The organism is Reyranella sp. (assembly GCF_965279465.1).
Taxonomy (GTDB): Bacteria; Pseudomonadota; Alphaproteobacteria; order Reyranellales; family Reyranellaceae; genus Reyranella.
This window is the reverse complement of the sequence record NZ_OZ257242.1, coordinates 5,425,151-5,445,327: the sequence shown is the minus strand read 5'-3', so window position 1 is coordinate 5,445,327 and position 20,177 is coordinate 5,425,151. Positions and strand designations below refer to the sequence as shown.

Annotated in this window: 25 protein-coding genes and 1 pseudogene; 16 read left to right on the top strand and 10 right to left on the bottom strand. The window is 66.2% G+C overall.

Features of this window, described 5'->3' with window-relative positions:
* Nucleotide 1 precedes the first annotated feature (1 nt).
* The 5 genes from ACQY8M_RS26610 to ACQY8M_RS26590 all read left to right on the top strand — a co-directional run bounded on the left by ACQY8M_RS26610 (nt 2) and on the right by ACQY8M_RS26590 (nt 2,704).
* The gene (locus tag ACQY8M_RS26610; protein WP_428662039.1) at nt 2–448 is read left to right on the top strand and encodes a cytochrome P460 family protein; all 447 of its coding nucleotides are present in this window, start codon (nt 2–4) and stop codon (nt 446–448) included.
* Nucleotides 449–494: 46 nt separating this feature from the next.
* Nucleotides 495–815, top strand: coding sequence for an SH3-like domain-containing protein (locus ACQY8M_RS26605; protein WP_428662036.1), 321 nt, complete (start codon nt 495–497; stop codon nt 813–815).
* Nucleotides 816–817: 2 nt separating this feature from the next.
* Complete coding sequence (locus tag ACQY8M_RS26600; protein ID WP_428662033.1) at nt 818–1,495, top strand: nitrile hydratase subunit alpha; 678 nt, start codon at nt 818–820, stop codon at nt 1,493–1,495.
* Nucleotides 1,492–2,298 carry a cysteine hydrolase gene (locus ACQY8M_RS26595; RefSeq protein WP_428662030.1) on the top strand — a complete coding sequence of 269 codons (807 nt, stop codon included), beginning with the start codon at nt 1,492–1,494 and terminating at the stop codon, nt 2,296–2,298. Before ACQY8M_RS26600 ends, ACQY8M_RS26595 begins: the two co-directional genes overlap by 4 nt.
* A gap of 70 nt (nt 2,299–2,368) precedes the next feature.
* Nucleotides 2,369–2,704, top strand: coding sequence for a nitrile hydratase (locus tag ACQY8M_RS26590; protein WP_428662027.1), 336 nt, complete (start codon nt 2,369–2,371; stop codon nt 2,702–2,704).
* An 84-nt stretch (nt 2,705–2,788) separates the two neighbouring features.
* Here ACQY8M_RS26590 and ACQY8M_RS26585 read toward each other — a convergent pair whose 3' ends face one another.
* Nucleotides 2,789–3,481 (bottom strand): Coq4 family protein, encoded by a 693-nt coding sequence (locus ACQY8M_RS26585; RefSeq protein WP_428662025.1) that lies wholly within the window; start codon nt 3,479–3,481, stop codon nt 2,789–2,791.
* Nucleotides 3,482–3,715: 234 nt separating this feature from the next.
* Here ACQY8M_RS26585 and ACQY8M_RS26580 point away from each other — a divergent pair, with 234 nt between their 5' ends.
* Together ACQY8M_RS26580 and ACQY8M_RS26575 are read left to right on the top strand one after the other, a co-directional pair.
* On the top strand, nt 3,716–5,671 hold the full coding sequence (locus ACQY8M_RS26580) for an acyl CoA:acetate/3-ketoacid CoA transferase (protein WP_428662022.1): 1,956 nt from the start codon (nt 3,716–3,718) through the stop codon (nt 5,669–5,671).
* A 351-nt stretch (nt 5,672–6,022) separates the two neighbouring features.
* Nucleotides 6,023–6,406, top strand: coding sequence for a hypothetical protein (locus ACQY8M_RS26575; protein WP_428662019.1), 384 nt, complete (start codon nt 6,023–6,025; stop codon nt 6,404–6,406).
* A gap of 236 nt (nt 6,407–6,642) precedes the next feature.
* Here ACQY8M_RS26575 and ACQY8M_RS26570 read toward each other — a convergent pair whose 3' ends face one another.
* Together ACQY8M_RS26570 and ACQY8M_RS26565 are read right to left on the bottom strand one after the other, a co-directional pair.
* Nucleotides 6,643–7,050 carry a type II toxin-antitoxin system VapC family toxin gene (locus ACQY8M_RS26570; protein ID WP_428675493.1) on the bottom strand — a complete coding sequence of 136 codons (408 nt, stop codon included), beginning with the start codon at nt 7,048–7,050 and terminating at the stop codon, nt 6,643–6,645.
* Entirely contained in the window at nt 7,047–7,307 is a 261-nt protein-coding gene (locus tag ACQY8M_RS26565) for an antitoxin (RefSeq protein WP_428662017.1), read from the bottom strand. Before ACQY8M_RS26565 ends, ACQY8M_RS26570 begins: the two co-directional genes overlap by 4 nt.
* Before the next feature lie 119 nt (nt 7,308–7,426).
* Here ACQY8M_RS26565 and ACQY8M_RS26560 point away from each other — a divergent pair, with 119 nt between their 5' ends.
* A complete protein-coding gene (locus ACQY8M_RS26560) occupies nt 7,427–7,609 on the top strand; it encodes a hypothetical protein (protein WP_428662014.1) in 183 nt (60 codons plus the stop codon).
* 288 nt (nt 7,610–7,897) lie between these two features.
* Here the strand turns inward: ACQY8M_RS26560 and ACQY8M_RS26555 are convergent, their stop codons facing one another.
* Entirely contained in the window at nt 7,898–8,146 is a 249-nt protein-coding gene (locus tag ACQY8M_RS26555) for a ribbon-helix-helix domain-containing protein (protein WP_428662012.1), read from the bottom strand.
* A 93-nt stretch (nt 8,147–8,239) separates the two neighbouring features.
* Here ACQY8M_RS26555 and ACQY8M_RS26550 point away from each other — a divergent pair, with 93 nt between their 5' ends.
* The 6 genes and pseudogenes from ACQY8M_RS26550 to ACQY8M_RS26525 all read left to right on the top strand — a co-directional run bounded on the left by ACQY8M_RS26550 (nt 8,240) and on the right by ACQY8M_RS26525 (nt 13,621).
* Nucleotides 8,240–9,154: an ABC transporter permease subunit gene (locus ACQY8M_RS26550; protein ID WP_428662010.1), complete on the top strand. Its 915-nt coding sequence runs from the start codon at nt 8,240–8,242 to the stop codon at nt 9,152–9,154.
* Between the two features lie 6 nt (nt 9,155–9,160).
* The gene (gene livM / locus ACQY8M_RS26545; RefSeq protein ID WP_428662007.1) at nt 9,161–10,573 is read left to right on the top strand and encodes a high-affinity branched-chain amino acid ABC transporter permease LivM; all 1,413 of its coding nucleotides are present in this window, start codon (nt 9,161–9,163) and stop codon (nt 10,571–10,573) included.
* Nucleotides 10,570–11,391 (top strand): annotated as a pseudogene (locus ACQY8M_RS26540) (ABC transporter ATP-binding protein); the annotation flags it as partial. The gene livM and the pseudogene ACQY8M_RS26540, both read left to right, overlap by 4 nt.
* Nucleotides 11,387–12,100 (top strand): ABC transporter ATP-binding protein, encoded by a 714-nt coding sequence (locus ACQY8M_RS26535; protein ID WP_428662004.1) that lies wholly within the window; start codon nt 11,387–11,389, stop codon nt 12,098–12,100. The pseudogene ACQY8M_RS26540 and the gene ACQY8M_RS26535, both read left to right, overlap by 5 nt.
* Nucleotides 12,097–12,459 (top strand): DUF6867 family protein, encoded by a 363-nt coding sequence (locus ACQY8M_RS26530; RefSeq protein WP_428662002.1) that lies wholly within the window; start codon nt 12,097–12,099, stop codon nt 12,457–12,459. Before ACQY8M_RS26535 ends, ACQY8M_RS26530 begins: the two co-directional genes overlap by 4 nt.
* A gap of 49 nt (nt 12,460–12,508) precedes the next feature.
* Nucleotides 12,509–13,621, top strand: coding sequence for a branched-chain amino acid ABC transporter substrate-binding protein (locus ACQY8M_RS26525; protein WP_428661999.1), 1,113 nt, complete (start codon nt 12,509–12,511; stop codon nt 13,619–13,621).
* A 104-nt stretch (nt 13,622–13,725) separates the two neighbouring features.
* On the opposite strand, the gene ACQY8M_RS26520 is transcribed toward ACQY8M_RS26525, so the two are convergent.
* Nucleotides 13,726–14,934, bottom strand: coding sequence for an MFS transporter (locus ACQY8M_RS26520; RefSeq protein WP_428661996.1), 1,209 nt, complete (start codon nt 14,932–14,934; stop codon nt 13,726–13,728).
* Between the two features lie 108 nt (nt 14,935–15,042).
* On the opposite strand from ACQY8M_RS26520, the gene ACQY8M_RS26515 reads away from it, so the two are divergent.
* Nucleotides 15,043–15,948, top strand: coding sequence for a LysR substrate-binding domain-containing protein (locus ACQY8M_RS26515; protein WP_428661994.1), 906 nt, complete (start codon nt 15,043–15,045; stop codon nt 15,946–15,948).
* Here the strand turns inward: ACQY8M_RS26515 and ACQY8M_RS26510 are convergent.
* The gene (locus ACQY8M_RS26510) at nt 15,945–16,415 is read right to left on the bottom strand and encodes a hypothetical protein (protein ID WP_428661992.1); all 471 of its coding nucleotides are present in this window, start codon (nt 16,413–16,415) and stop codon (nt 15,945–15,947) included. The genes ACQY8M_RS26515 and ACQY8M_RS26510 overlap by 4 nt on opposite strands.
* A gap of 11 nt (nt 16,416–16,426) precedes the next feature.
* Entirely contained in the window at nt 16,427–16,852 is a 426-nt protein-coding gene (gene hisI, locus ACQY8M_RS26505) for a phosphoribosyl-AMP cyclohydrolase (protein WP_428661990.1), read from the bottom strand.
* A gap of 68 nt (nt 16,853–16,920) precedes the next feature.
* Here hisI and ACQY8M_RS26500 point away from each other — a divergent pair, with 68 nt between their 5' ends.
* The gene (locus tag ACQY8M_RS26500; RefSeq protein ID WP_428661987.1) at nt 16,921–17,400 is read left to right on the top strand and encodes a Fur family transcriptional regulator; all 480 of its coding nucleotides are present in this window, start codon (nt 16,921–16,923) and stop codon (nt 17,398–17,400) included.
* Between the two features lie 128 nt (nt 17,401–17,528).
* Here the strand turns inward: ACQY8M_RS26500 and metC are convergent, their stop codons facing one another.
* Genes metC through sseA form a run of 3 tightly spaced genes read right to left on the bottom strand, consistent with a single transcriptional unit; the run spans nt 17,529 to nt 20,170 of the window.
* Nucleotides 17,529–18,722, bottom strand: coding sequence for a cystathionine beta-lyase (metC, locus tag ACQY8M_RS26495; protein ID WP_428661985.1), 1,194 nt, complete (start codon nt 18,720–18,722; stop codon nt 17,529–17,531).
* Between the two features lie 22 nt (nt 18,723–18,744).
* A complete protein-coding gene (locus ACQY8M_RS26490) occupies nt 18,745–19,344 on the bottom strand; it encodes a GNAT family N-acetyltransferase (protein WP_428661982.1) in 600 nt (199 codons plus the stop codon).
* The gene (gene sseA / locus ACQY8M_RS26485) at nt 19,313–20,170 is read right to left on the bottom strand and encodes a 3-mercaptopyruvate sulfurtransferase (protein WP_428661979.1); all 858 of its coding nucleotides are present in this window, start codon (nt 20,168–20,170) and stop codon (nt 19,313–19,315) included. The genes ACQY8M_RS26490 and sseA overlap by 32 nt, the downstream gene beginning before the upstream one ends.
* Between the last annotated feature and the right edge of the window lie 7 nt (nt 20,171–20,177).

Sequence of the window (20,177 nt, the reverse complement as noted above, 5' to 3'; positions counted from 1 at the left end):
AGTGGCGCCCACGGCCAGCCAAGCAGATGAAGACGGCTCTCCTGTCTTTGGCGTCAAGATGCCTGTCGGTTACAGGCAATGGGAGCTAATTGCACCGTCCCATGAAGCCGGCGATTTCAACGAGCTTCGGGGAATTCTTGGCAATTCCATCGCCATGGCAGCTTATCGGGAAGGCACGCTTCCGTTCCCGGATGGCGCGATCCTCGCAAAGCTGGCCTGGAAACGCGAACCTTCGTCCGAGTTCCCCGGCGCTTTCGTCCCCGGACATGCAACGACGGTTCAGATCATGGTCAAAGACTCGAAGCGATACGCGTCGACCGGCGGGTGGGGCTTCGGCCGCTTCGTGGGTGGCAAGCCCGTCGATCGCGCCCAGCACGAAACATGCTTCGGCTGCCACGACGCCCATGTGAAGAATCACGATATTGTTTTCACGCGCTTTGCTCCGTGATCGACAAAGTGGTCATCGGCAGCAGCGCCACTGATTCGGGGGTCTTATGACCGAACCTGGCGTCGTGTTGGCTCTCGGCGAGGCTCCGGTCTTCCAGCCCGGCGACAGGATCCGGGTCGCCGATCGATCTCCGATCGGGCACTACCGCGTCCCCGCGTACCTGCGCGGCAAAGCTGGGACGGTAGAGGCGGTCATCGCGCCGGCTGGAATCGACAACGAGGAAGAAGGCTACGGCCGTAACGCAGGGACGAAGCGCCACTACTATCGGATCGCCGTCCCGCTGAGGGATATCTGGCCCCACTACGCGGGCTCGCCACGCGACGGCCTGCGCATCGAAGTCTTCGAGACCTGGCTCGAGGGAGCATGAGAATGAGGACGCACAACGAAGGCCACGAGCATGATCACGACCATGATCACGACCACGGTCAGCCTCATGACGAGATCGCCCAGACCGGCCCGCCCGGCTACTACGAGATCATGGAGACGGCCGTTCGCGAGCTGCTGGTCGAGAGAAAGCTGATCGGCGCTCATGAGATCCGTCGGCAGATCGAGGTTCTGGATTCGCGCACGCCGGCGCTGGGCGCGAAGGTCGTGGCGCGCGCCTGGGTCGATCCCGATTTCAAGGCAAGGCTCCTCGCCAATGGCCGGGCGGCCTGCGAGGAGCTCGGCATCAGCTTCTATGACGACACCTCGCTCATCGTGCTCGAGAATACCGATGCGGTTCACAACCTCATCGTCTGCACGCTCTGCTCCTGCTACCCGCGGCCGGTGCTCGGGCTTCCGCCGGATTGGTACAAGCTGAAGCCCTACCGGGCGCGCGCGGTGTCCGAGCCGCGCGCGGTGCTGGCTGAGTTCGGCACCGTCATTCCCGACGACGTCGAGGTCCGCGTCAGCGATTCGACGGCGATGGTTCGCTACCTCGTCCTGCCGATGAGGCCGGAGGGCACGGCGGACTATCGCGAGGACGAACTGGCGGCCCTTGTCACGCGCGATGCGATGATCGGCGTGATCCCGGTCACGATAGGCGAAGGGAGGAGCATGTCATGAGCGAGTCGAATTGCCCGCTGAACCACAGCCACGAGGATCAGGCGGCATCGCGGCGTGCAGTCTTGCTCGGTGGCGTGGCGGCGGCCGGCGCGGCCGCGCTGACGACGGTATCCGATACCGCCATCGCTGCAGATTCGGACGCCGCGAAGCAACCCCTGGATTTCCGGAAGACCGACACGGCGGTCGTCTTCATCGATCCTCAGAACGACGTGCTGAGCGAGAAGGGCGCGAACTGGGGTGCGGTCGGTGCGAGCGTGACGGCCAACCGGACCGTCGAGAACATGGAGCTGATCTTCAAGGCCGCCAAGCTGCGCGGATACCACGTGTTCATCTCGCCGCACTATTTCTTCCCCACCGACGGCGGCTGGAAGTTCAACGACCCCCTCGAGAAAGAGGAATTCAAGAGCCAGAGCTTTGCCCGGCGCGGACCGCTCACCCTGGAGGGGTTTGCAGGCTCGGGGGCGGACTGGCTGGACCGCTTCAAGCCCTACATCGAAGACGGAAAGACGGTCATCGTCAGCCCGCACAAGGTCTGGGGACCGCAAACGAACGATCTGGTCCTGCAGCTGCGCAAACGCGGCATCGGCAAGATCATCTTGGGCGGCATGCTGGCGAACATGTGCGTCGAATCGCATTTGCGCGAGCTGCTGGAGCAGGGCTTCGAGGTCGCCGTGGTCAAGGACGCGACTGCCGGGCCTCGGCATCCCGAATGGGGCGACGGCTATCAGGCGGCGATGATCAATTATCGCTTTCTGGCCCATGCCGTGCTCTCGACCGAAGAGGCGGTCGAACGCATGCGTTGAGAAAGCCTGTTCACCTGCTTGAAACCGCGCACCGGCGCCTTTTCTCGCCGAAGATCCAGGAGGGCACTCGATGACCGAGACAGAAGGCCTCGTTAGGCGCCTGCCGAATGACATCGGCGGCGTGCCGGCGGACCCGATCCAGCGCGTCGACCATGAGCTCGAGCCCTGGGAGAAGCGTTGCCATGCGCTGGCCGACGTCCTCGACTTTCACAAGATCATCAACACCGAGGAAAAGCGCTGCGGTGTCGAAGCGCTTGGGACTGAAATGGTCGGCAAGCTGAGCTACTACGAGCGGTGGATCGTCGCCTTCTCGAACATTTTGTTCCGCAAGGGAATTCTCACACCCACGGAGCTGGCGCTCAAAATGCGCGAGGTCGAAGCGCGTTGGGCGAAGGAGGGCGAGTAGCGCCAGGAGCGACCGGTCAGCCGTGCGCCTTGAAGGTCGAGAAGGGGCCGCCTTCGTCGCCGGCGGCCGTTGCCGTCCCGTCAATCACGCCACCATCCCGGGGGTCTCGTGCCAGCTCGTATCGCCCGACATGACCGGTGTGATGCCGAGCTCCTGGCGCCAGACGGCGAGCGGCTTGTCCCAGCCGTCCTCCCACTTGATGCCGGCCAGCGGCTTGCAGTCGTGGCCCATCTTCATGCCGACGCCGATCCAGTCGAAGGTCTGCTGGAAGGCGCCGCCGGGATGGACGCTCAGCGCCATGGCGGCGAGGTCGATCAGCAGGTAGGCGGGATAGCCGAACTGATAGGCCGAGACGGCGATCACCCCGGTCTCGCCATGTCCCCTGGGGACGAACCCGGTCACCGCGTGATGGATGTCGTGGGTCTTGCGCATGCGCATGATGCAGTAGTCGGCATCGGTCCTGAGCTCGCGGTCGCGATAGAAGTGCGCGGCATAGTTGAAGTTCTTCAGCAGCCTGGCATAGGCGTGCCCCAGCGTATCGGGCGGCAGCCTGATCAGCGCGTCGGGATCGTAGTCCGGCGTGACGTAGCCTTCGGCAATGCACCTGCCCATTTCCGGATCGGCCTTCATGCGCTCCACGCAGGCCGCCATCTGCGGCGAGCCGACATAGCTGTCCTCCAGGTCGAAGACCGTGGCGACGTCGCGGTTGGGCGTGGCGATGAAGCCGGTCACCATCTTGACGCGCTCGATCATCGGCGCGAGCCCTTCGTAGGCCATTGCAGTTCTCCCTCTGTTTTTCGACCCTGGACGATCGGTGGCGCGACTCACGCCGGCGGCGCAGACAGCGACCGGGTCCCCATGTCACCGTACGCCCTCCCGTGTCGACCTTCGACAGGTGCGCCTTCGAAGTGTCAAGCGAATGACACGGCCACCCTGAAATTGGACTGGCGCTTGCGTCAGGGCTGCTAGGATGGCCGGGCGCAGGCCACAGCCGGGGGGATCGCAGCGTCCATGATCAAGCAGAAGATCGTTTCCGCGGACGAAGCCGCCGCCATCATCCATGACGCCGACACGGTGTGCGTCTCGGGCTGCGTCGGCATCGGCACGCCCGACGAGCTGCTGCTCGCGCTCGAGCGGCGCTTCCTCGCGACCGGCTCGCCCGCCAATCTCTCGCTGCTGTTCGCCGCGGCGCCGGGAGACGGCAAGGACCGCGGCCTCAACCGGCTGGCCCACGCCGGGCTGATCAAGCGGGCGGTCGGCGGCCACTGGGCGCTGATCCCGAAGCTCGGCGCCCTGGCGCTGGCCGGCCGAATCGAGGCCTACAACCTGCCGCTCGGCTGTGTCTCGCAGCTCTATCGCAGTATAGCGAACCACGGTCCCGGCGTGATCTCCAAGGTCGGGCTCGGGACCTTCGTCGACCCCCGCCTGCAGGGTGGCAAGCTGAACGACGTCACAGTGGAGGACCTCGTCGAGCTCGTGCGCCTCGACGGCGAGGATTGGCTGCGCTACCGCGCCTTCCCCATCCATGTGGCGCTGCTGCGCGGCACGACGGCGGACCCGGCGGGCAACGTCACGATGGAGCGCGAGGCGCTGCCGCTGGACGCGGTGGCGATGGCGACGGCGGCGAAGAACTCGGGCGGCTTCGTGATCGTCCAGGTCGAGCGCATCGCGGCCAGCGAGTCCCTCGGCCCGCGCGAGGTGCAGATCCCGGGCGTCCTCGTCGATTGCGTGGTCGTGTCCGACCCGGCGAACCATCATCAGACATACGGCACGACCTACAGCCACGCCTTCTCGGGGCGCCAGCGCGTGCCGATGGACCGGCCGAGACCGCTCGCGCTCGACGAGCGCAAGATCATCGCCCGGCGCGCCGCCTTCGAGCTGCCGCCGGGAGGCGTGGTCAATCTCGGCATCGGCATGCCCGAAGGGCTGGCCGGGGTCGCGAGCGAGGAGCACGTGCTGAAGCTCGTCACGCTCACCGCCGAGTCCGGCGTCATCGGCGGCATGCCGCAGGGCGGCGGCGACTTCGGCGCGGCGCTCAATCCCGATGCCGTCATCGAGCTCAACCAGCAGATCGACTTCTACGACGGCGGCGGTCTCGATCTCGCCTGCCTCGGCATGGCGCAGGCGGACGAGGCGGGCAACGTCAATGTCAGCCGTTTCGGCACGCATCTGGCGGGCGCGGGCGGGTTCATCAACATCTCGCAGAACGCCCGCAAGCTCGTGTTCGCCGGCACCTTCACCAGCGGCGGCCTCGAGGTCGCGGTCGAGGACGGCAGGCTGCGCATCGTGCGCGAAGGCTCGGTCCGCAAGTTCGTGGCCAAGGTGGAGCAGATCACCTTCAGCGGCGAGCGGGCGGCCGCGACCGGGCAGCCGGTGCTGTACGTCACCGAGCGCTGCGTGCTGCGGCGGACCGCCGACGGAGTCGAGCTGATCGAGGTCGCGCCGGGCATCGACCTGGAGCGCGACATCCTGGGCCAGATGGAGTTTCGCCCGTTGATCCGCGACGTGCGTCCGATGGACCCGCGCATTTTCCGCGACGAGCCGATGGGGCTGGACCAGGTGCTGCTGGGCCGCAAGGTCGCTGACCGCCTCCACTACGATGCCGAGCGCAACATCCTGTTCGCCAACCTGCAGGGCGCCCGGATCGGCACGATCGACGACGTCGACCTGATGCGCCGCGAGGTGGAGGCGGTGTGCCGCGCCGCCGGCAAACCCGTGGCCTTCATCGCGAACTACGATGCGTTCCAGCTCGATCCGGCCGTCAGCGACGCCTATTTCTCGATGGTCGCGTATCTGGAGCAGCGCTACTACCGCTCGGCATCGCGCTACACCACCAGCGCCTTCCTGCGGCTGAAGCTCGGTGAAAGCCTTGCCGAACGCCATCTCGCGCCGCACGTCTTCGAGACCGAGGTCGAAGCGCAAGAATTCGCGCTTTCCCAGAGCGACGATGCCGCTCGGCCAGAGTGACCGGGGGATTGGGGGCCAGCGCACGCAGGCCGAGGATTCCCAACCTCAGAGCTTGCGAATGTCGGGCCTGGAGCGACACATGTCTTGTAGACCCCCCTGAAAATGTCGGGCGGCGCCATGGGTCTCTCCCTTGAGACTCCCCCGGGGCGTACAAGGCGTGCCGGATCGTGAATCGCAGCCCAATCGCGGCAAGGGCACGGGCTGCACGTGCGAGCCAGCGGCCTCGACGAGACCGCGCGGAACACCGTCGAGCGTTGCGATCGGTCCGGCCCTCGGTCCTCTGGCTTGAAATAGACAGGGCGGCCCGAGAGCCGCGTGTCTAAGATGCTGCGCGCAGGGGAGGTAGGAGAGATGCATCGCAAACTGTTAATGGTGGTCGTTGCCGCGGCCACCGCGAGCGGCTGCACCACGGGCGACGACGTTCGCCCGGGCCCCGGGCCCGTCATTTGGACCGCCTCGTTCAACGCCCAATTCGACGCGATGGCGAACTGCCTCGCTCGCCTCTATGCCCCCGAATACACCGCGGTGCCTCGGATCGATCAGCGCGAGCAACGCGCCACCGTGGTTCTGACATTCCCGCAAGGCTCGGCCGTCATGGGGGAGTTTCAGATTCGTCAAGCCAACGCAAGCACGTCCGAGATTTCATGGCGCACGGTTGGCGGTACGCCTCAACGCCCAGGGTCTAGCCGCCAGGCTCGCGAACGCGTCGAACGTTGCGAGCGCGGCGGCGCCTGACGCCCAGGCAGCCCAGGAGACTGTAGGTGACTCGTGCCGATGATGCTGACAGCCGACCGAGACCAACTTCAGACTTGGCTCCGCTTTCCCAAGCGCTTCAGATCGAGCCAGCGGTTGAATGCCTCAGGAGTCGGGCGCGCAGGTGAGCGGATTCTCGAAGTCTTGTCCCAAGTTCATCGTGCTGGCACCGTGATGAATGGCTTCGAATTGAGCCGCTTCTTCGTTGCAGGCGAAGACTATGGTTCGGTCCAATCCTCGATCTCCAATCCGTCGACGCGCTGGAACTCGGAGAGATTGTTGGTCACGAGCGTCAAGCCGCGCGCTCGTGCCTGTCCGGCGATCAGCACGTCGTAGGGGCCGATCGGCGTGCCCTGCCGCGCGAGCGTGGCTCTGATCGCGCCAGCCGTGCGGGCATCTTCCCGATCGAGCTCGAGAATGACGAGGTCCGCAAAGAGCAAACGCAGCGTCTCCAGGTTGAACTCGATCTTCTGGCTGCGATACGCCCCGAAATAAAGCTCGTGCGCGACAATCGAGGAGACGGCGAGCGTTCCGGGCTCCGCTGCCTCCACGTGGCGCAGCAAGGCGTCGGACCTCCGCGCCACCAGGGCGATGACGGCGTTGGTGTCGAGCAGCCAGGCCATCAGTCAAAAGCTTTGTCCAGCTCCGGCCGGCTTTGGGTGTCGGGCTGCCGACGGCCGTCGGCCATGAAGTCCGGGCTGAAACCCCGGTCCACGGCGGCGCGCAACGAAGCCCACCGGGTCGACCCGCCCCGGCGAGGACGCAGGATCACGGCATCGCCCTCGCGCGAAATCTCGACCTCTTCGACGTCGAACCGGAAGTCCTTGGGCAGGCGGACGGCTTGGGAGTTGCCGGAGCGAAACACCTTGGCGAACTGGGGCATGACTGCTCCTGTATATACGTTCGAGGATATATGGCTCGCTTTGGCTCATCGCAAGCCGCTCGTTGAGACTTGGGAAAGTTCAGGGGAGACTGCTTCCAGCGAAGGACGCGGAGAGAGCGATGTCCAACCCAAGCAATTTTAGTCGGCACGAGCTGCTCAGGCTGCTCGATCGGCTGGACGACGTTGATCCGAAGTGCATGCCGGACGTCATCGTCGGTAAGTGGGCCGTCGCCGATCCCGAGGCGCGGCGAACCATCGAAGAAGAGATCGACCGATTACCCAAACGGAAGAAACCAAACTGACCCATTACCGGAGCGCCTCTCTCCACGGACGAGGGCGCTTACCGTCCGAGAAGCCGAGGTGATCTTCTCGGAGTTTGTCATTTTTAATCAGGTCGGCTCCGCTGGGGCCGCTTCACTCAGTTCACCAGGCGCCCACGACGACCCGCTGTAGACAAAACGACCAGGCTCTAGCTGGGAGCGCGGGTCTCCAGACCCGCTCGGAATCATGAGCGGGTCTGGAGACCCGCGCTCCCAGCAAGACCATGAGCACTCAGGTGCTGCATTGCTAGGATCTCGCGAGACGCGCCATTAGGCTTTGGACGAGCGCAGGACTTCGTCGATGTCGGCGATTGCCTCTTCCAGGGTCGATGTCTCACCACGGGCGACGGCCGCCCGGGCCTCGTCGACCAGCGGCCTGGCCCAGGCGAGGTCCGTGTCGTCGACGATCATGCGCTCCGCGATGAGCTGGCGGACGGCGTCCTCGGCCGACTGGAATTCGCCCCTGGCGATACGCGTCTCGAGCCAGTGCTCCTGATCGGCAGGAAGGGTGATGTTCATGAGGCGAATATATAGCCAGACTGGTCCGCGATTTGCACCCCTGCCATCCTCAGGTACTGTCGCAGGATAAAGAAGGGGAGAGCCGACGGCCGGATGGCGTATTTTTCGCAGCAGCTGATCAACGCCCTCACGCTCGGCTCGATCTACGGGCTGATCGCGATCGGCTACACGATGGTCTACGGCATCATCGGCATGATCAACTTCGCGCACGGCGAGGTCTTCATGATCGGCGGCTTCATCTCCCTGATCGGTTTCATGATCTGCGCCGCGCTCGGCATCTCCTCGGTGCCGGTGGCGATCGTCTTCGTGCTTCTGATGGCCATGGCCTTCACCGCCGTCTATGGCTGGACCATAGAACGGGTCGCCTATCGGCCGTTGCGCGGCTCGTTCCGGCTGGCGCCGCTGATCTCGGCGATCGGCGTCTCGATCCTGCTGCAGAACTACGTCCAGCTGGCGCAGGGCGCGCGGCCCAAGGCGGGCGGCAATATCGTCCAGGGCGGCTACACCCTGTTCAGCGCCGACGGCTTCGACGTCCGCGTCACCTGGCTGCAGATCACCATCTGGGTGGTGACGGTGGCGCTGATGGCGGGCTTCTCCTGGCTGATCGCCGCCACGCCGCTCGGCCGCCAGCAGCGCGCCTGCGAGCAGGACATGAAGATGGCGGCGCTGCTCGGGGTCAATGTCGACCGCACGATCTCGCTCACCTTCGTGATGGGCGCGGCGCTGGCCGCCGTCGCCGGCATGATGTTCCTGATGTATTACGGCGTGGTCGATTTCTTCATCGGCTTCCTGGCCGGGATCAAGGCGTTCACCGCCGCGGTGCTGGGCGGCATCGGCTCGCTGCCCGGGGCGATGCTGGGCGGGCTGCTGATCGGGCTGATCGAGGTTTTCTGGGCGGCCTACTTCTCGAGCGAGTACAAGGACGTCGCCGTGTTCGTCATCCTCGTGCTGGTGCTGATCTTCCGGCCGAGCGGGCTGCTCGGCAAGCCGGAGATCGAGAAGGTCTGAGCCGGGATGGATGCGCGCCTGCCCCCGATGATCAAGGACTCGGCGCTGACGGCGCTGGTCGCTGCCGCGCTCGGCGTGTTCATCGTCGGCTTCCGGACCGTGGACGTGGGGCAGGGCGGGCCGGTGTTCGACTACCAGCTCGTCGATCTCGCGGTCGCCGTCGTCACCATCTTCTTCGGCCGGCTCGGGCTGCAGCTTGCGTCGGTCGGGCTGAAATGGCCGGCCTTCGTGCTCGGCACGGCGCTGGTCGCGATCGGGGCGGCGCCGCTCAGGCTGCCCTCGACCTTCCTGCACTGGTTCGTCGTGCTGGCCGGCATCCTGATCATCCTGCGCACGGTCTGGCCGTGGGCGAACGAGGCGATGGCGAGCGCGCGCCAGTCGCCGCGCGGCGTGATCTATGGCCGGAACTTCGTGAAGTTCTTCGGGGCAGGGCTGCTCGTGGCCGCCGTCCTGATGCCGTTCACGCCGTTCGCCGACCAGAAGACGATGGATCTGGCGGTGTTGATCCTGACCTACGTCATGCTGGGCTGGGGGCTCAACATCGTGGTCGGCCTCGCGGGGCTGCTCGATCTCGGCTACGTCGCGTTCTACGCCGTCGGCGCCTATGCCTATGCGCTGCTCAGCACGCAGTACGGGCTCGGCTTCTGGACGGTGCTACCGCTGGCCGGGATGATGGCGGCGGCGTTCGGGCTCGTGCTGGGCTTTCCCGTGCTGCGGCTGCGCGGCGATTACTTGGCGATCGTCACCTTGGGCTTCGGCGAGATCATCCGGCTGGTGCTGCTGAACTGGGTCGATCTCAGCCAGGGGCCCGCCGGCATCGGCGGCATTCCCGGCCCGACCCTGTTCGGCGCGGTGTTCGCCGAGACGGCGCCTGCGGGCAAGCAGACCTTCGCCGAGATGGTGGGGATCCCGTTCGACAGCAACCAGCGGTTGATCTATCTCTATTACATCATCCTGCTGCTGGCGCTGGTGACGAACTTCTTCACCCAGCGGGTCCGCCGCCTGCCGGTCGGGCGCGCCTGGGAGGCGCTGCGCGAGGACGAGACGGCGTGCAAGGCGCTCGGCATCAACCCGACCAACACCAAGCTGACGGCGTTCACGGTCGGGGCGATGTTCGCGGGCTTCGCCGGCTCGTTCTTCGCCGCCAAGCAGCGCTTCATCAGCCCGGAGAGCTTCACCTTCATCGAATCGGCGATCATCCTGGCGATTGTCGTGCTGGGCGGCATGGGCAGCCAGATCGGCGTGGTGCTGGCGGCGGTGCTGCTGATCGGGCTGCCGGAATGGTTCCGCGATCTCGGCGCCTACCGCATGGTCGTGTTCGGCCTCGCCATGGTGCTGATCATGGTGTTCCGGCCGCGCGGCCTGATCGCCCATCGCGAGCCGTCGGTGCGGCTCCATCCGGCGCGGGCCGGGCCATGACGGGGGCGCTGCGCGGCGAGGGCGCGCCGCTGATCGAGGTCGAGCATCTCACCATGCGCTTCGGCGGGCTGGTGGCGGTCGACGACGTCTCCTTCACCGCGCGGCCGCGCGAGATCACGGCGATCATCGGCCCCAACGGGGCGGGCAAGACCACGGTGTTCAACTGCATCACCGGCTTCTACAAGCCGACGGTCGGGCGGCTGACCCTGCACGGCGAGCCGGACTACCTGCTGGAACGCATGCTGGGCCACGAGATCGGCCAGAAGGCCAAGGTAGCGCGCACCTTCCAGAACATCCGCCTGTTTCCCGGCATGACGGTGCTCGAGAACCTGCTGGTGGCGCAGCACAACAAGCTGATGCGGGCGTCGGGGATGAGCGTGTTCGGGCTGCTCGGCCTCGCGCGCTATCGCACCGCCGAGGCGGCGGCGATCGACAAGGCGCGGGTCTGGCTGGAGCGCATCCAGCTGCTGGCCGATGCCGACCGGCCGGCCGGCGAGCTGCCCTATGGCGCGCAGCGGCGGCTCGAGATCGCGCGCGCGATGTGCACCGATCCGCGGCTGCTCTGCCTCGACGAGCCGGCGGCCGGTCTCAACCCGCGCGAGTCGGCGGAGCTCAACGACCTCTTGGTGTCGATCCGCGACGGCGACGGCGTGGGCGTGCTTCTGATCGAGCACGACATGAGCGTGGTGATGAAGATCTCCAATCATGTCGTCGTGCTCGACTACGGCCGCAAGATTGCCGAGGGAAACCCGGAGGAAATCCGCAATGACCCGGCGGTAATCCGCGCCTATCTGGGCACCGAGGGCGATTCCGATGCTTGAGGTGCGGGGAATTGCGGCCTTTTACGGGGCGATCCAGGCGCTGCACGGGGTCGACCTCGACGTCGCCCAGGGCGAGATCGTGACCCTGATCGGCGCCAACGGCGCGGGCAAGTCGACGCTCCTCATGACGGTCTGCGGCAATCCCCGCGCGCGGGCCGGCACCATCAAGCTCGACGGCGAGGACATCACCCACCTCCCGACCCACGAGATAGTCCGCCGCGGCGTGGCGCAGGTGCCGGAAGGCCGGCGCATCTTCCCGCGCATGAGCGTGTTCGAGAACCTGCAGATGGGCGCGGTTATTGCCGATCCGGCGCACTTTCAGCGCGATCTCGACCGCGTCCTCACCATGTTTCCGCGGCTCGCCGAGCGGCGCGAGCAGCGCGGCGGCACGCTGTCGGGGGGCGAGCAGCAGATGCTGGCGATCGGCCGCGCGCTGATGAGCCGGCCGCGCCTGCTGCTGCTCGACGAGCCGTCGCTCGGGCTCGCGCCCCTGATCGTCCGCCAGATCTTCGAGGCGATCGCGCGGATCGCGCGCGAGGAGGGCGTGACCATCTTCCTGGTCGAGCAGAATGCCTTCCACGCGCTGCGGCTGGCCGACCGCGGCTACGTGCTGGTGAACGGCCGGGTGCGGCTGTCCGGCACCGGCAAGGAGCTGCTGGCGAACCAGGAGGTCCGCGCGGCCTATCTCGAGGGCGGCCACGCGTGAGCCCGCTCGACACCTTCATGTTCGACTGGTTCGGCGACACGCTGTTCAACGTCCTGCTGTTCAATATCGTGCTGGTCGGCCCGGCCTCCTTCGCGGCGGGGCAGGCGGTTGCGAGCACCTGGCGATCGTGGCCCCAGGTGGTTGCCTATGCGGCCCTGCTGTCGGCCGGGTTGCGCTTCTTCGACTACGCCCTGGCCGGCGGCGAGCTGTGGTCGATCGGGGGATTTCTGCTCGGCTGGCTCGTGCAATTCGCGATCGCAGGCTTTGCCCATCGGCTGACGCGCGTGCGCCAGCTGATCCGGCAATATCCCTGGCTGTACCGGCGCAAAGGCTTGCTGGGCTGGGAGGAGCAGCACTAAGCTGTGGCAGGGCTCCACTTGGTGGAGAATCACGAAAAGGGAGACATTCATGAGCAGGATTTACGGCGCTCTGGCCGTCGCGGCGCTGGCCCTCGCGGTGTCGCCGGCCTTCGCCCAGATCAAGATTGCCTCGGTCGGCCCGATGACGGGTCAGTACGCCGCCTTCGGCGAGCAGTTGCGCCGGGGCGCCGAGATGGCAGTAGCCGACATCAATGCCGCGGGCGGCGTCAACGGCCAGAAGATCGAGCTGCAGATCGGGGACGACGCCTGCGATCCCAAGCAGGCGACGGCGGTGGCCAACAAGCTCGCCTCCGACAAGGTCGCGTTCGTGGCCGGTCATTACTGCTCGGGCAGCTCGATTCCGGCGTCCGACATCTACAAGGAAGCGAAGATCCTTCAAATCACGCCAGCGTCGACCAACATCAAGCTGACCGACGATGCCGCCGCGAAGGGCAACACGACCGTGTTCCGCACCTGTGGACGCGACGACGTTCAGGGTGCCACCGTCGGCGCCTATATCCTGAAGAACAAGAAGGACGCGAAAGTCGCGATCCTTCATGACAAGTCGCCTTACGGCAAGGGCGTGGCGGACGAGACCAAGAAGGCGCTGAACAAGGGCGGCCTGCGCGAGGCGATGTACGAGTCCTATAACGATACCGACAAGGACTTCACCGCGCTGATCAACAAGATGAAGCAGGCCAAGATCGACATCATCGTGCTCGGCGGCTACCACACCGCCGGCGCGATGCTGATCAAGCAGTCGCGCGAGCAGGGCTTCGGTGCGCAGATGGTGGGCTTCGACGCGCTCGAGGACGCCGAGTTCGCCAAGCTCGGCGGCGCCGCCACCGACGGCGTGCTGATGTCGTTCCCGCCCAAGGCCGAGGACGATCCGAAGAATGCCGCCCTCGTGAAAAAGTTCCGCGACGCCAAGTACGAGCCGGCCGGCTACACGCTGTTCACCTACGCCGCCGTGAAGGTGTGGGCGGATGCCGCCAACAAGGCCAAGTCGACCGAGGCGGCCAAGGTAGCGGCGGCGCTGCGCAGCGGCACCTACGACTCCGCCGTCGGTCCGCTGACCTATGACGCCAAGGGCGACATCAAGGACCCCGTCTACGACATCTATGTGTGGAAGGGCGGCAAGTCGACGCCGATCGCAAAGTAGGCGACCTCATCGCTGACGAGGGCCCGGTTCGCCGGGCCCTTTTTCTTTGGCTGGCCGGCCTGACCGAAGGCCGGCGATAGCCTCTCGCTCCCCCAATCAATGAGTCATCGAAGAGACGCGCCCTCGGCGCGGAATGCCGGTCGAAGCGCCCAGACCAGCGGTACGGTGAGCAGGGCGAGGATGCCGACACCCATCATTGCAGGGACGAGGCCGATCAGGTCGCCCAGCAAGCCGAACAGGAACGGGCTTCCGGCGCCGGCGATCGAGCCGCCGGTGTAGAAGACGGCGAAGGCATGGGTGCGTTTCTCGACCTTAACGAATTCAGGGATCGTGCCGTAAAGCACCGACGATGTGCCGTTCAGCATCAGGCCGACGAGGGGCAGTAGTGCGAGGGTCAGCGTGAGGGGCAGCGGCAGAAGCACCAGGATGAGCGTGGTCGTGGCCAACTCGGTCGAGATCACCGAGGACACGACTCCCAAACGCGCGCCCAGCCAGCCCATCACCAGCTTGCCCGCGGCGCCGCCGGCGAACAGCAATGACAGCGCGAGGCCAATGGTCGGCAGGTCGGCGCCCTTGGCCTGCAGCAGGAACGGCAGGAAGATCAGGAAGCCCGAGCGAACGGCGCTGTCGGCGACGTGGATGCAGAACAGCAGCCAGAACGCCCACGGCCGGTCCTCGCCCTCGCCCGTCCTGCCGCTCTTCGCCGCCCTTGCACCCATTTCAGCCGACTGCAGGCTGAGCAAGATCGCTCCCGCGCCAACGATCGCGATGGCGGCGCTCACCAGCAGCGCCTGTCGCCAGCCGAGCGACGCGGCGACCAGGGCGAACACGGCGGGCAAGGCTACCTTGCCGACATCGCCGGTGAAGTTGTAGGTGCCGAGCGCGGTGCGTGAGCGCAGGCCGGGATAGGCGCCGGCCACGAGGGTGGAGGCGATCGGATGCTGCGTACTGCCGCCCAGCCCCGCGAGCAGCAGGCCCGCAATCACGCCGTAGAGCGAGCCCGTGAGGCCAGCGAGCCCGTAGCCGGCCCCGACGAGCGCCGTGCCGACGGCCAGCACGGACACGCCGCTCAGCTTTCCGGCGAGCCAGCCCGAGGGAATCTGGCCGCTTGCCATGGCGCCGGAATAGACCGCCTTGAGCGCACCGATCGCGGCATAGCTCAAACCGAACTGCGCCTGCAGCAGCGGATAGAGGACGTTCAGGAGATCGGTGAAGCCGTCATGTAGTGCGTGGGCCGCCCCACAGGCGGTCAGTGTCCGGCGCGAGGAGCTGCCTGCATTGGCGGCGACATTCGATTGGCTATCGCTCGACATTCCAGCGGCGGTCCCATTGTGTAACAGGAATGTAACCTATACCGGTGAATTTTTGCGGAATAGTCTCACTCTGATCACCATACCTGTCAGCTTTCCTCACTTTGGCTAATGCGACGCCTACCACCGCTCAATGCGCTTCGCGTTTTCGAGGTCGCCGCCCGAACGAACAGCTACGTCGAAGCGGCCGCCGAGCTTGGCCTTACCCACGGTGCGGTCAGCCGGCAGATCGCGATATTGGAGGGCTGGCTAGGCCAGCGGCTGTTCACGCGCTCGGGGCGCCGCATGGTGGCGACGCCAATCGCCCGCGTCTTCGCGGCGGAGGTGAGCCTGTCCTTCGATCGGTTGACGACGGCGGCCGAGGCCTGCGGCCAGCCCGGGACGCGGCGCATCCTGCGCGTGAGCGCGCCGACGACGTTTGCCAGCCGCTGGCTGATTCCGCGCCTCGAGACCTTCCACGACGCGCATCCGCTGGTGGAGGTCTCGGTCACCACGGTAACGACAGGGCATGAGGAGCTGCGCGGCGGTTTCGACGTTGCGGTGCGCCGCGGCGCGGCGACGGCCGACGCGTGGCCCCAGCATCGGGCGGCCCACATCTTCGACGATCTCGATACTCTGGTCATGAGCCCGGCCTTGTTCGCGCAGCGTCAGATCCGGCGGCCTGCCGATATCGCCGGCCACGTCCTGCTGTCGTCGGAGACCCGGCCGGGGGATTGGATCGATTGGCTGGAAAGGGCGGGACTGGCTCACATGGCCGGACAGCGGCGACGCATCTTCGACCACTTCCACGTCACCCTGCAGGCAATCGTCGACGGCTTGGGAATCGGCATCGGTCCGCTGCCGCTTCTGGAGGCCGACCTGCGGGCCGGGCGCCTGATCACGCCGCTGCCCGACATCTGTGTGCCGCGCAGCGGCTACGTCGCGCTCGTTCCCTTCGACGCGGACAAGACCGCACCATTGAAGGGCTTCGTCGACTGGCTCATCGCGGAAGGAAGCCGCGGCTCGGCGGAGCGTTAGCGTCCCGGCATGCGCTCGACCCAGAAGGCAAGCTGCTGCTGGAAGTCCACCTCGGCGAACGCCGTGTCGGTGATGACGGTCGGTTTGCCGTTGCGTGCATAGCGCACCGAGGTCAGCCGTTTGAAGTTCCTGTCGCAATTGTGGAAGATGAACACTTCGTTGTGGAATCGGTGCAGAACGAACTCGTAGACCTTCCGGATGCTGACCAGTGCGATGACGTAGCGGCCGTCGGACCCGTTCTCGCCGAGCAGCCTGACCGGGATGTCGCGCCCCTCGTTCGTGATGCCCATCAGCGTGAGTGCATCGGGCGCCATCATGCGCTCGGTGCCGGTGTTGTAGACCCAGCGCACCATGCGGTCGCCGCGCGATTGCACCTTCGTCTGGCCGCCGCTGGTGCCGCAGGCGGCAAGAGGCAGGACGAACGCGGCGCCGAGCAACGCACGCCGCGGAAAGCTACGTTGGGGCAAACTCGGTCCTTTCAATCTTTGGCCTTTCCAACCGTGGCCATGTCGATCTCGACCGGCGCGATCTCTTCCAGCTCGCCGTTGCGGATCGCGCGGAAGAAGCAGTTGTGCCGCCCGGTATGGCAGGCGACACCGGTCTGCTCGACCTCGGCCAGCAGGGTGTCGCCATCGCAATCGATACGTAGCTCGACCAGCTCCTGGATGTGGCCCGACGTGTCGCCCTTGCGCCACGGCGCCTTGCGCGAGCGTGACCAGTAGCAGACGCGGCCCGTCCGCATCGTCTCGGCCACGGCATCGCGGTCCATCCATGCCATCATCAGGACCTCGCCGGTGCCGTGCTGCTGGGCGATTGCGGGCACCAGGCCCTGGCCATCGAAGCGGACGGCCGCCAGGAATTTTTCGATGGCGGCCTGCGGATAGGTGGTCGGCGTGCGGGACATGCTGCCTTGGCCTCTCGAAGAAAGGGGGCGTATAATCATCGGCTCCTCGCTTGGCAAATCGGGACCCCGTGAAAAAGCAGGCAAAATCCGCTCCGCACGGCCATGACCACGAGCACTGCATCGAGGATGCGGTTGCTGCTGCGGTCAAGCTCTGCGCCGACAAGGGCCTGCGCTTCACCCCGCTGCGCCGCCGTGTGCTCGAGCTCGTCTGGTCGAGCCACAAGCCGATCGGGGCCTACGCGCTGCTCGACCAGCTGCGCGACGAGGAGCTGGGCTCGGCGCCGCCCACCGTCTATCGCGCGCTCGATTTCCTGATCGAGAACGGCCTGATCCACCGCATCGAGCGGATGAATGCCTTCGTCGGCTGCAGCCATCCCGGCGAGGCGCATCGCGGCTTCTTCCTGATCTGCGCCGATTGCGGCAATGCCGAGGAGATGGAGAGTGCCGGCGTGGCGGAGTCGATCGCCGCGTCAGCGAGCCGCCGCGGCTTCACTGCGCGCGACATGACGCTCGAGGTCACCGGCACCTGCGCGGACTGCATGAAGTAGTTTGCGAATTTCGAACTGCTGGGAGCGCGGCTCTCCTGAGCCGCTCTTCCTTCGGCATGCCACACCCGATGAGCGGCTCTGGAGAGCCGTGTTCACAGCTGCCAGAGGACTTTCGCTTCGCTCACGTCTCAGGCATTGTGCGCCCGGTTGAGACGCTCGAACCCTTCCGCCAGGTCGGTCTTGAGATCCTCGACGTCTTCGAGCCCGATATGGACGCGCAGGATCTGCTTGTCCTTCGGCCACGGCACGGCGGTGCGGTAGTTGTCGGGATGCGACGGAATCATCAGGCTCTCGTAGCCGCCCCAGGAAGCACCCATGCCGAAGATGTCCATGCCGTCCAGCATCGCGGCGAGGGCGTTCCGGCTGTAGCCGTCCTTGAGCGTGAAGGAGAACAGGCCGGACGCACCCTTGAACATGCGCTTCCAGTTGTCGTGGCCGGGGCAGTCGGGCAGGGCGGGATGCAGCACCTTGTCGACCTCGGGCCGCGTCTTCAGCCAGTTGGCGATGTGGATGCCGCTCTTCTCGTGATGGCGCAACCGTACGCCCATCGTGCGTAAACCGCGCAGCGCGAGGTAGCAGTCGTCCGGCGCGGCGTGGAAGCCGAAGTTCTGGCACGCCGTCTTGGCGATCTCGAACATCGCGCGATCGCGGCACGAGATGATGCCCATCATCGCGTCCGAATGGCCGACGATGTACTTGGTGCCGGCGTGGATCGACAGGTCGCAACCATGGTCGAACGGCTTGAAGTAGAGCGGCGTCGCCCAGGTGTTGTCGATCAGTACCGCCGCACCATGCTTCTTGGCGACGCCGGCGATCGCATCGACGTCCTGCACCTCGAAGGTCTGCGAGCCCGGCGCCTCGAGATAGACGAGCTTGGTGTTTGGCCGCATCAACTTCTCGATGCCGGCGCCGATCATCGGATCGAAGAACGTCGTCTCGACGCCGAAACCCTTCAGCGTGGTGTTGGAGAACCGGCGCGCCGGACCGTAGGCGTTGTCGGTCACCAGCATGTGGTCGCCGGTCTTGAGGAAGCCCACGATCGCGCCGGTGACGGCGGCGAGGCCGGACTGCACGGCGATCGAACGGTGTGCGCCTTCGATGGCGGCGACGGCGTCCTCGAGCGCCTTCTGCGTCGGCGTGCCGTTGCGGCCGTAGCCGAAGCCTTCGAACGGCACGCGGTTCTCGAACTTCGCCATGGTCGGCGAGAGGATCGTCGAGGCGTGGTAGACGGGCGGATTGACGATGCCGAAGTTGTTGTCCGGATCGCGGCCGGCAACGGCCAAGATGGTGTCGGGCTTGGTATAGGTTTTCTTCGCGGTCATGGCCCCGACTATGGCACGTCGTTCACTTCGGCGGCCACCGGTAGATGTCCGGCCACAGCAGCCGCGGGTCCTGCAGCTCCCTGGTTTCACTGCGTACGACGCGGAATCCCGCCTTGCGGTAGGTGTCGAGCGCACGCGGATGGTCGGCCGTGTTTGTGTTCAGGATCAGTCGCGATGATCCGCGCGCTAAGGCGCGCTCTATGGCCCGGTCGAGCAGCCACGGCCCGATCCGCCGGCCGATGAACTCGGGCGTGAGGCCGAAGAAGACGACCTCGTCCTCGTAGAGCTCGAAGTAGCCGACGAGCGCACCGTCGTGCCGCGCGACATGGACCTCGTGGCCGGGCCGGTTGAGCAGCGAGGTGAGCTCGTCGTAGCCGTACAGCCGGCGCTCGTACCACAGCCACGGCCGGCCGACGCGATCGTAGAGGCGGAGGTAGAACGCGGCCGTCGGCTTCGGCTCGCGCACGATGTCGACTTCGATCGCGGGTGCAATGCCACGTCGTGTCCAGTCGTCCGGCGCCAGCTCGAGATGGGTGATCGTGACCGCCAGCACGCCATCGCTGCGCGGCGGCGGCTGGTGGGCGAAGAGGTCAGGGACCGGTGACGATGGCCGTGTCGGCACGTCCGCCCCATTCGGTCCACGAGCCGTCGTAGATCGCCGCTTCCGGCGCACCCGTGAGGTACAGGCCGAGACCGACGACGCAGGCAGTGACGCCCGAGCCGCAACTCGCGGTGACCTTCTTCGACGGATCGATGCCCGAAGCGGCGATACGCGCCTTGAGCTGATCGGCCGGCAGCACGGTGCCGGTCCTGGGATCGAGCAGCTCGTTGTAGGGCAGGTTGAAGGCGCCCGGCATGTGGCCACTGCGAAGGCCGGCGCGCGGCTCCGGCGTCTCGCCACGGAAACGGCCGGCCGCCCGGGCATCGACGATCTGCTCGCGCTTGCTGTCGATCAGTGCCTTCACATCGTCGATCGAGCGCACCAGCGTGTTGTCGAGGCGGGCAGTGAAATGGCGCTCGCGCGGCGGCGTCGGGTCGTCGGTGACCGGCCGGCCCTCCGCCATCCACTTCGGCAGCCCGCCGTCGAGGATCGCCACGTCCTTGTGGCCCATGGCGCGGAACATCCACCAGACGCGGCAGGCGCCGGTCATCGGCGAGGTGTCGTAGACGACGATCTTGTTGCCGTCGCCCAGCCCCAGCTTGCGCACGCGCGCCGAGAACTTTTCCGCCGACGGCAGCATGTGCGGCAGCGGGCTGTCGGTGTCGGCGATCTCGTCGATGTCGAAGAACACCGCGCCGGGGATGTGCTGGTTGACGAACTCCGCCTTGGGGTCGCGCTTCTGCGCCGGCAGGAAGAACGAGCCGTCGACGATACGGATGTCCGGCGCATCGAGATGGTCCGCCAACCACTCGGTGCTGACGAGGGCGTCGGGTCGGGCGTAGGTCATTCAGATT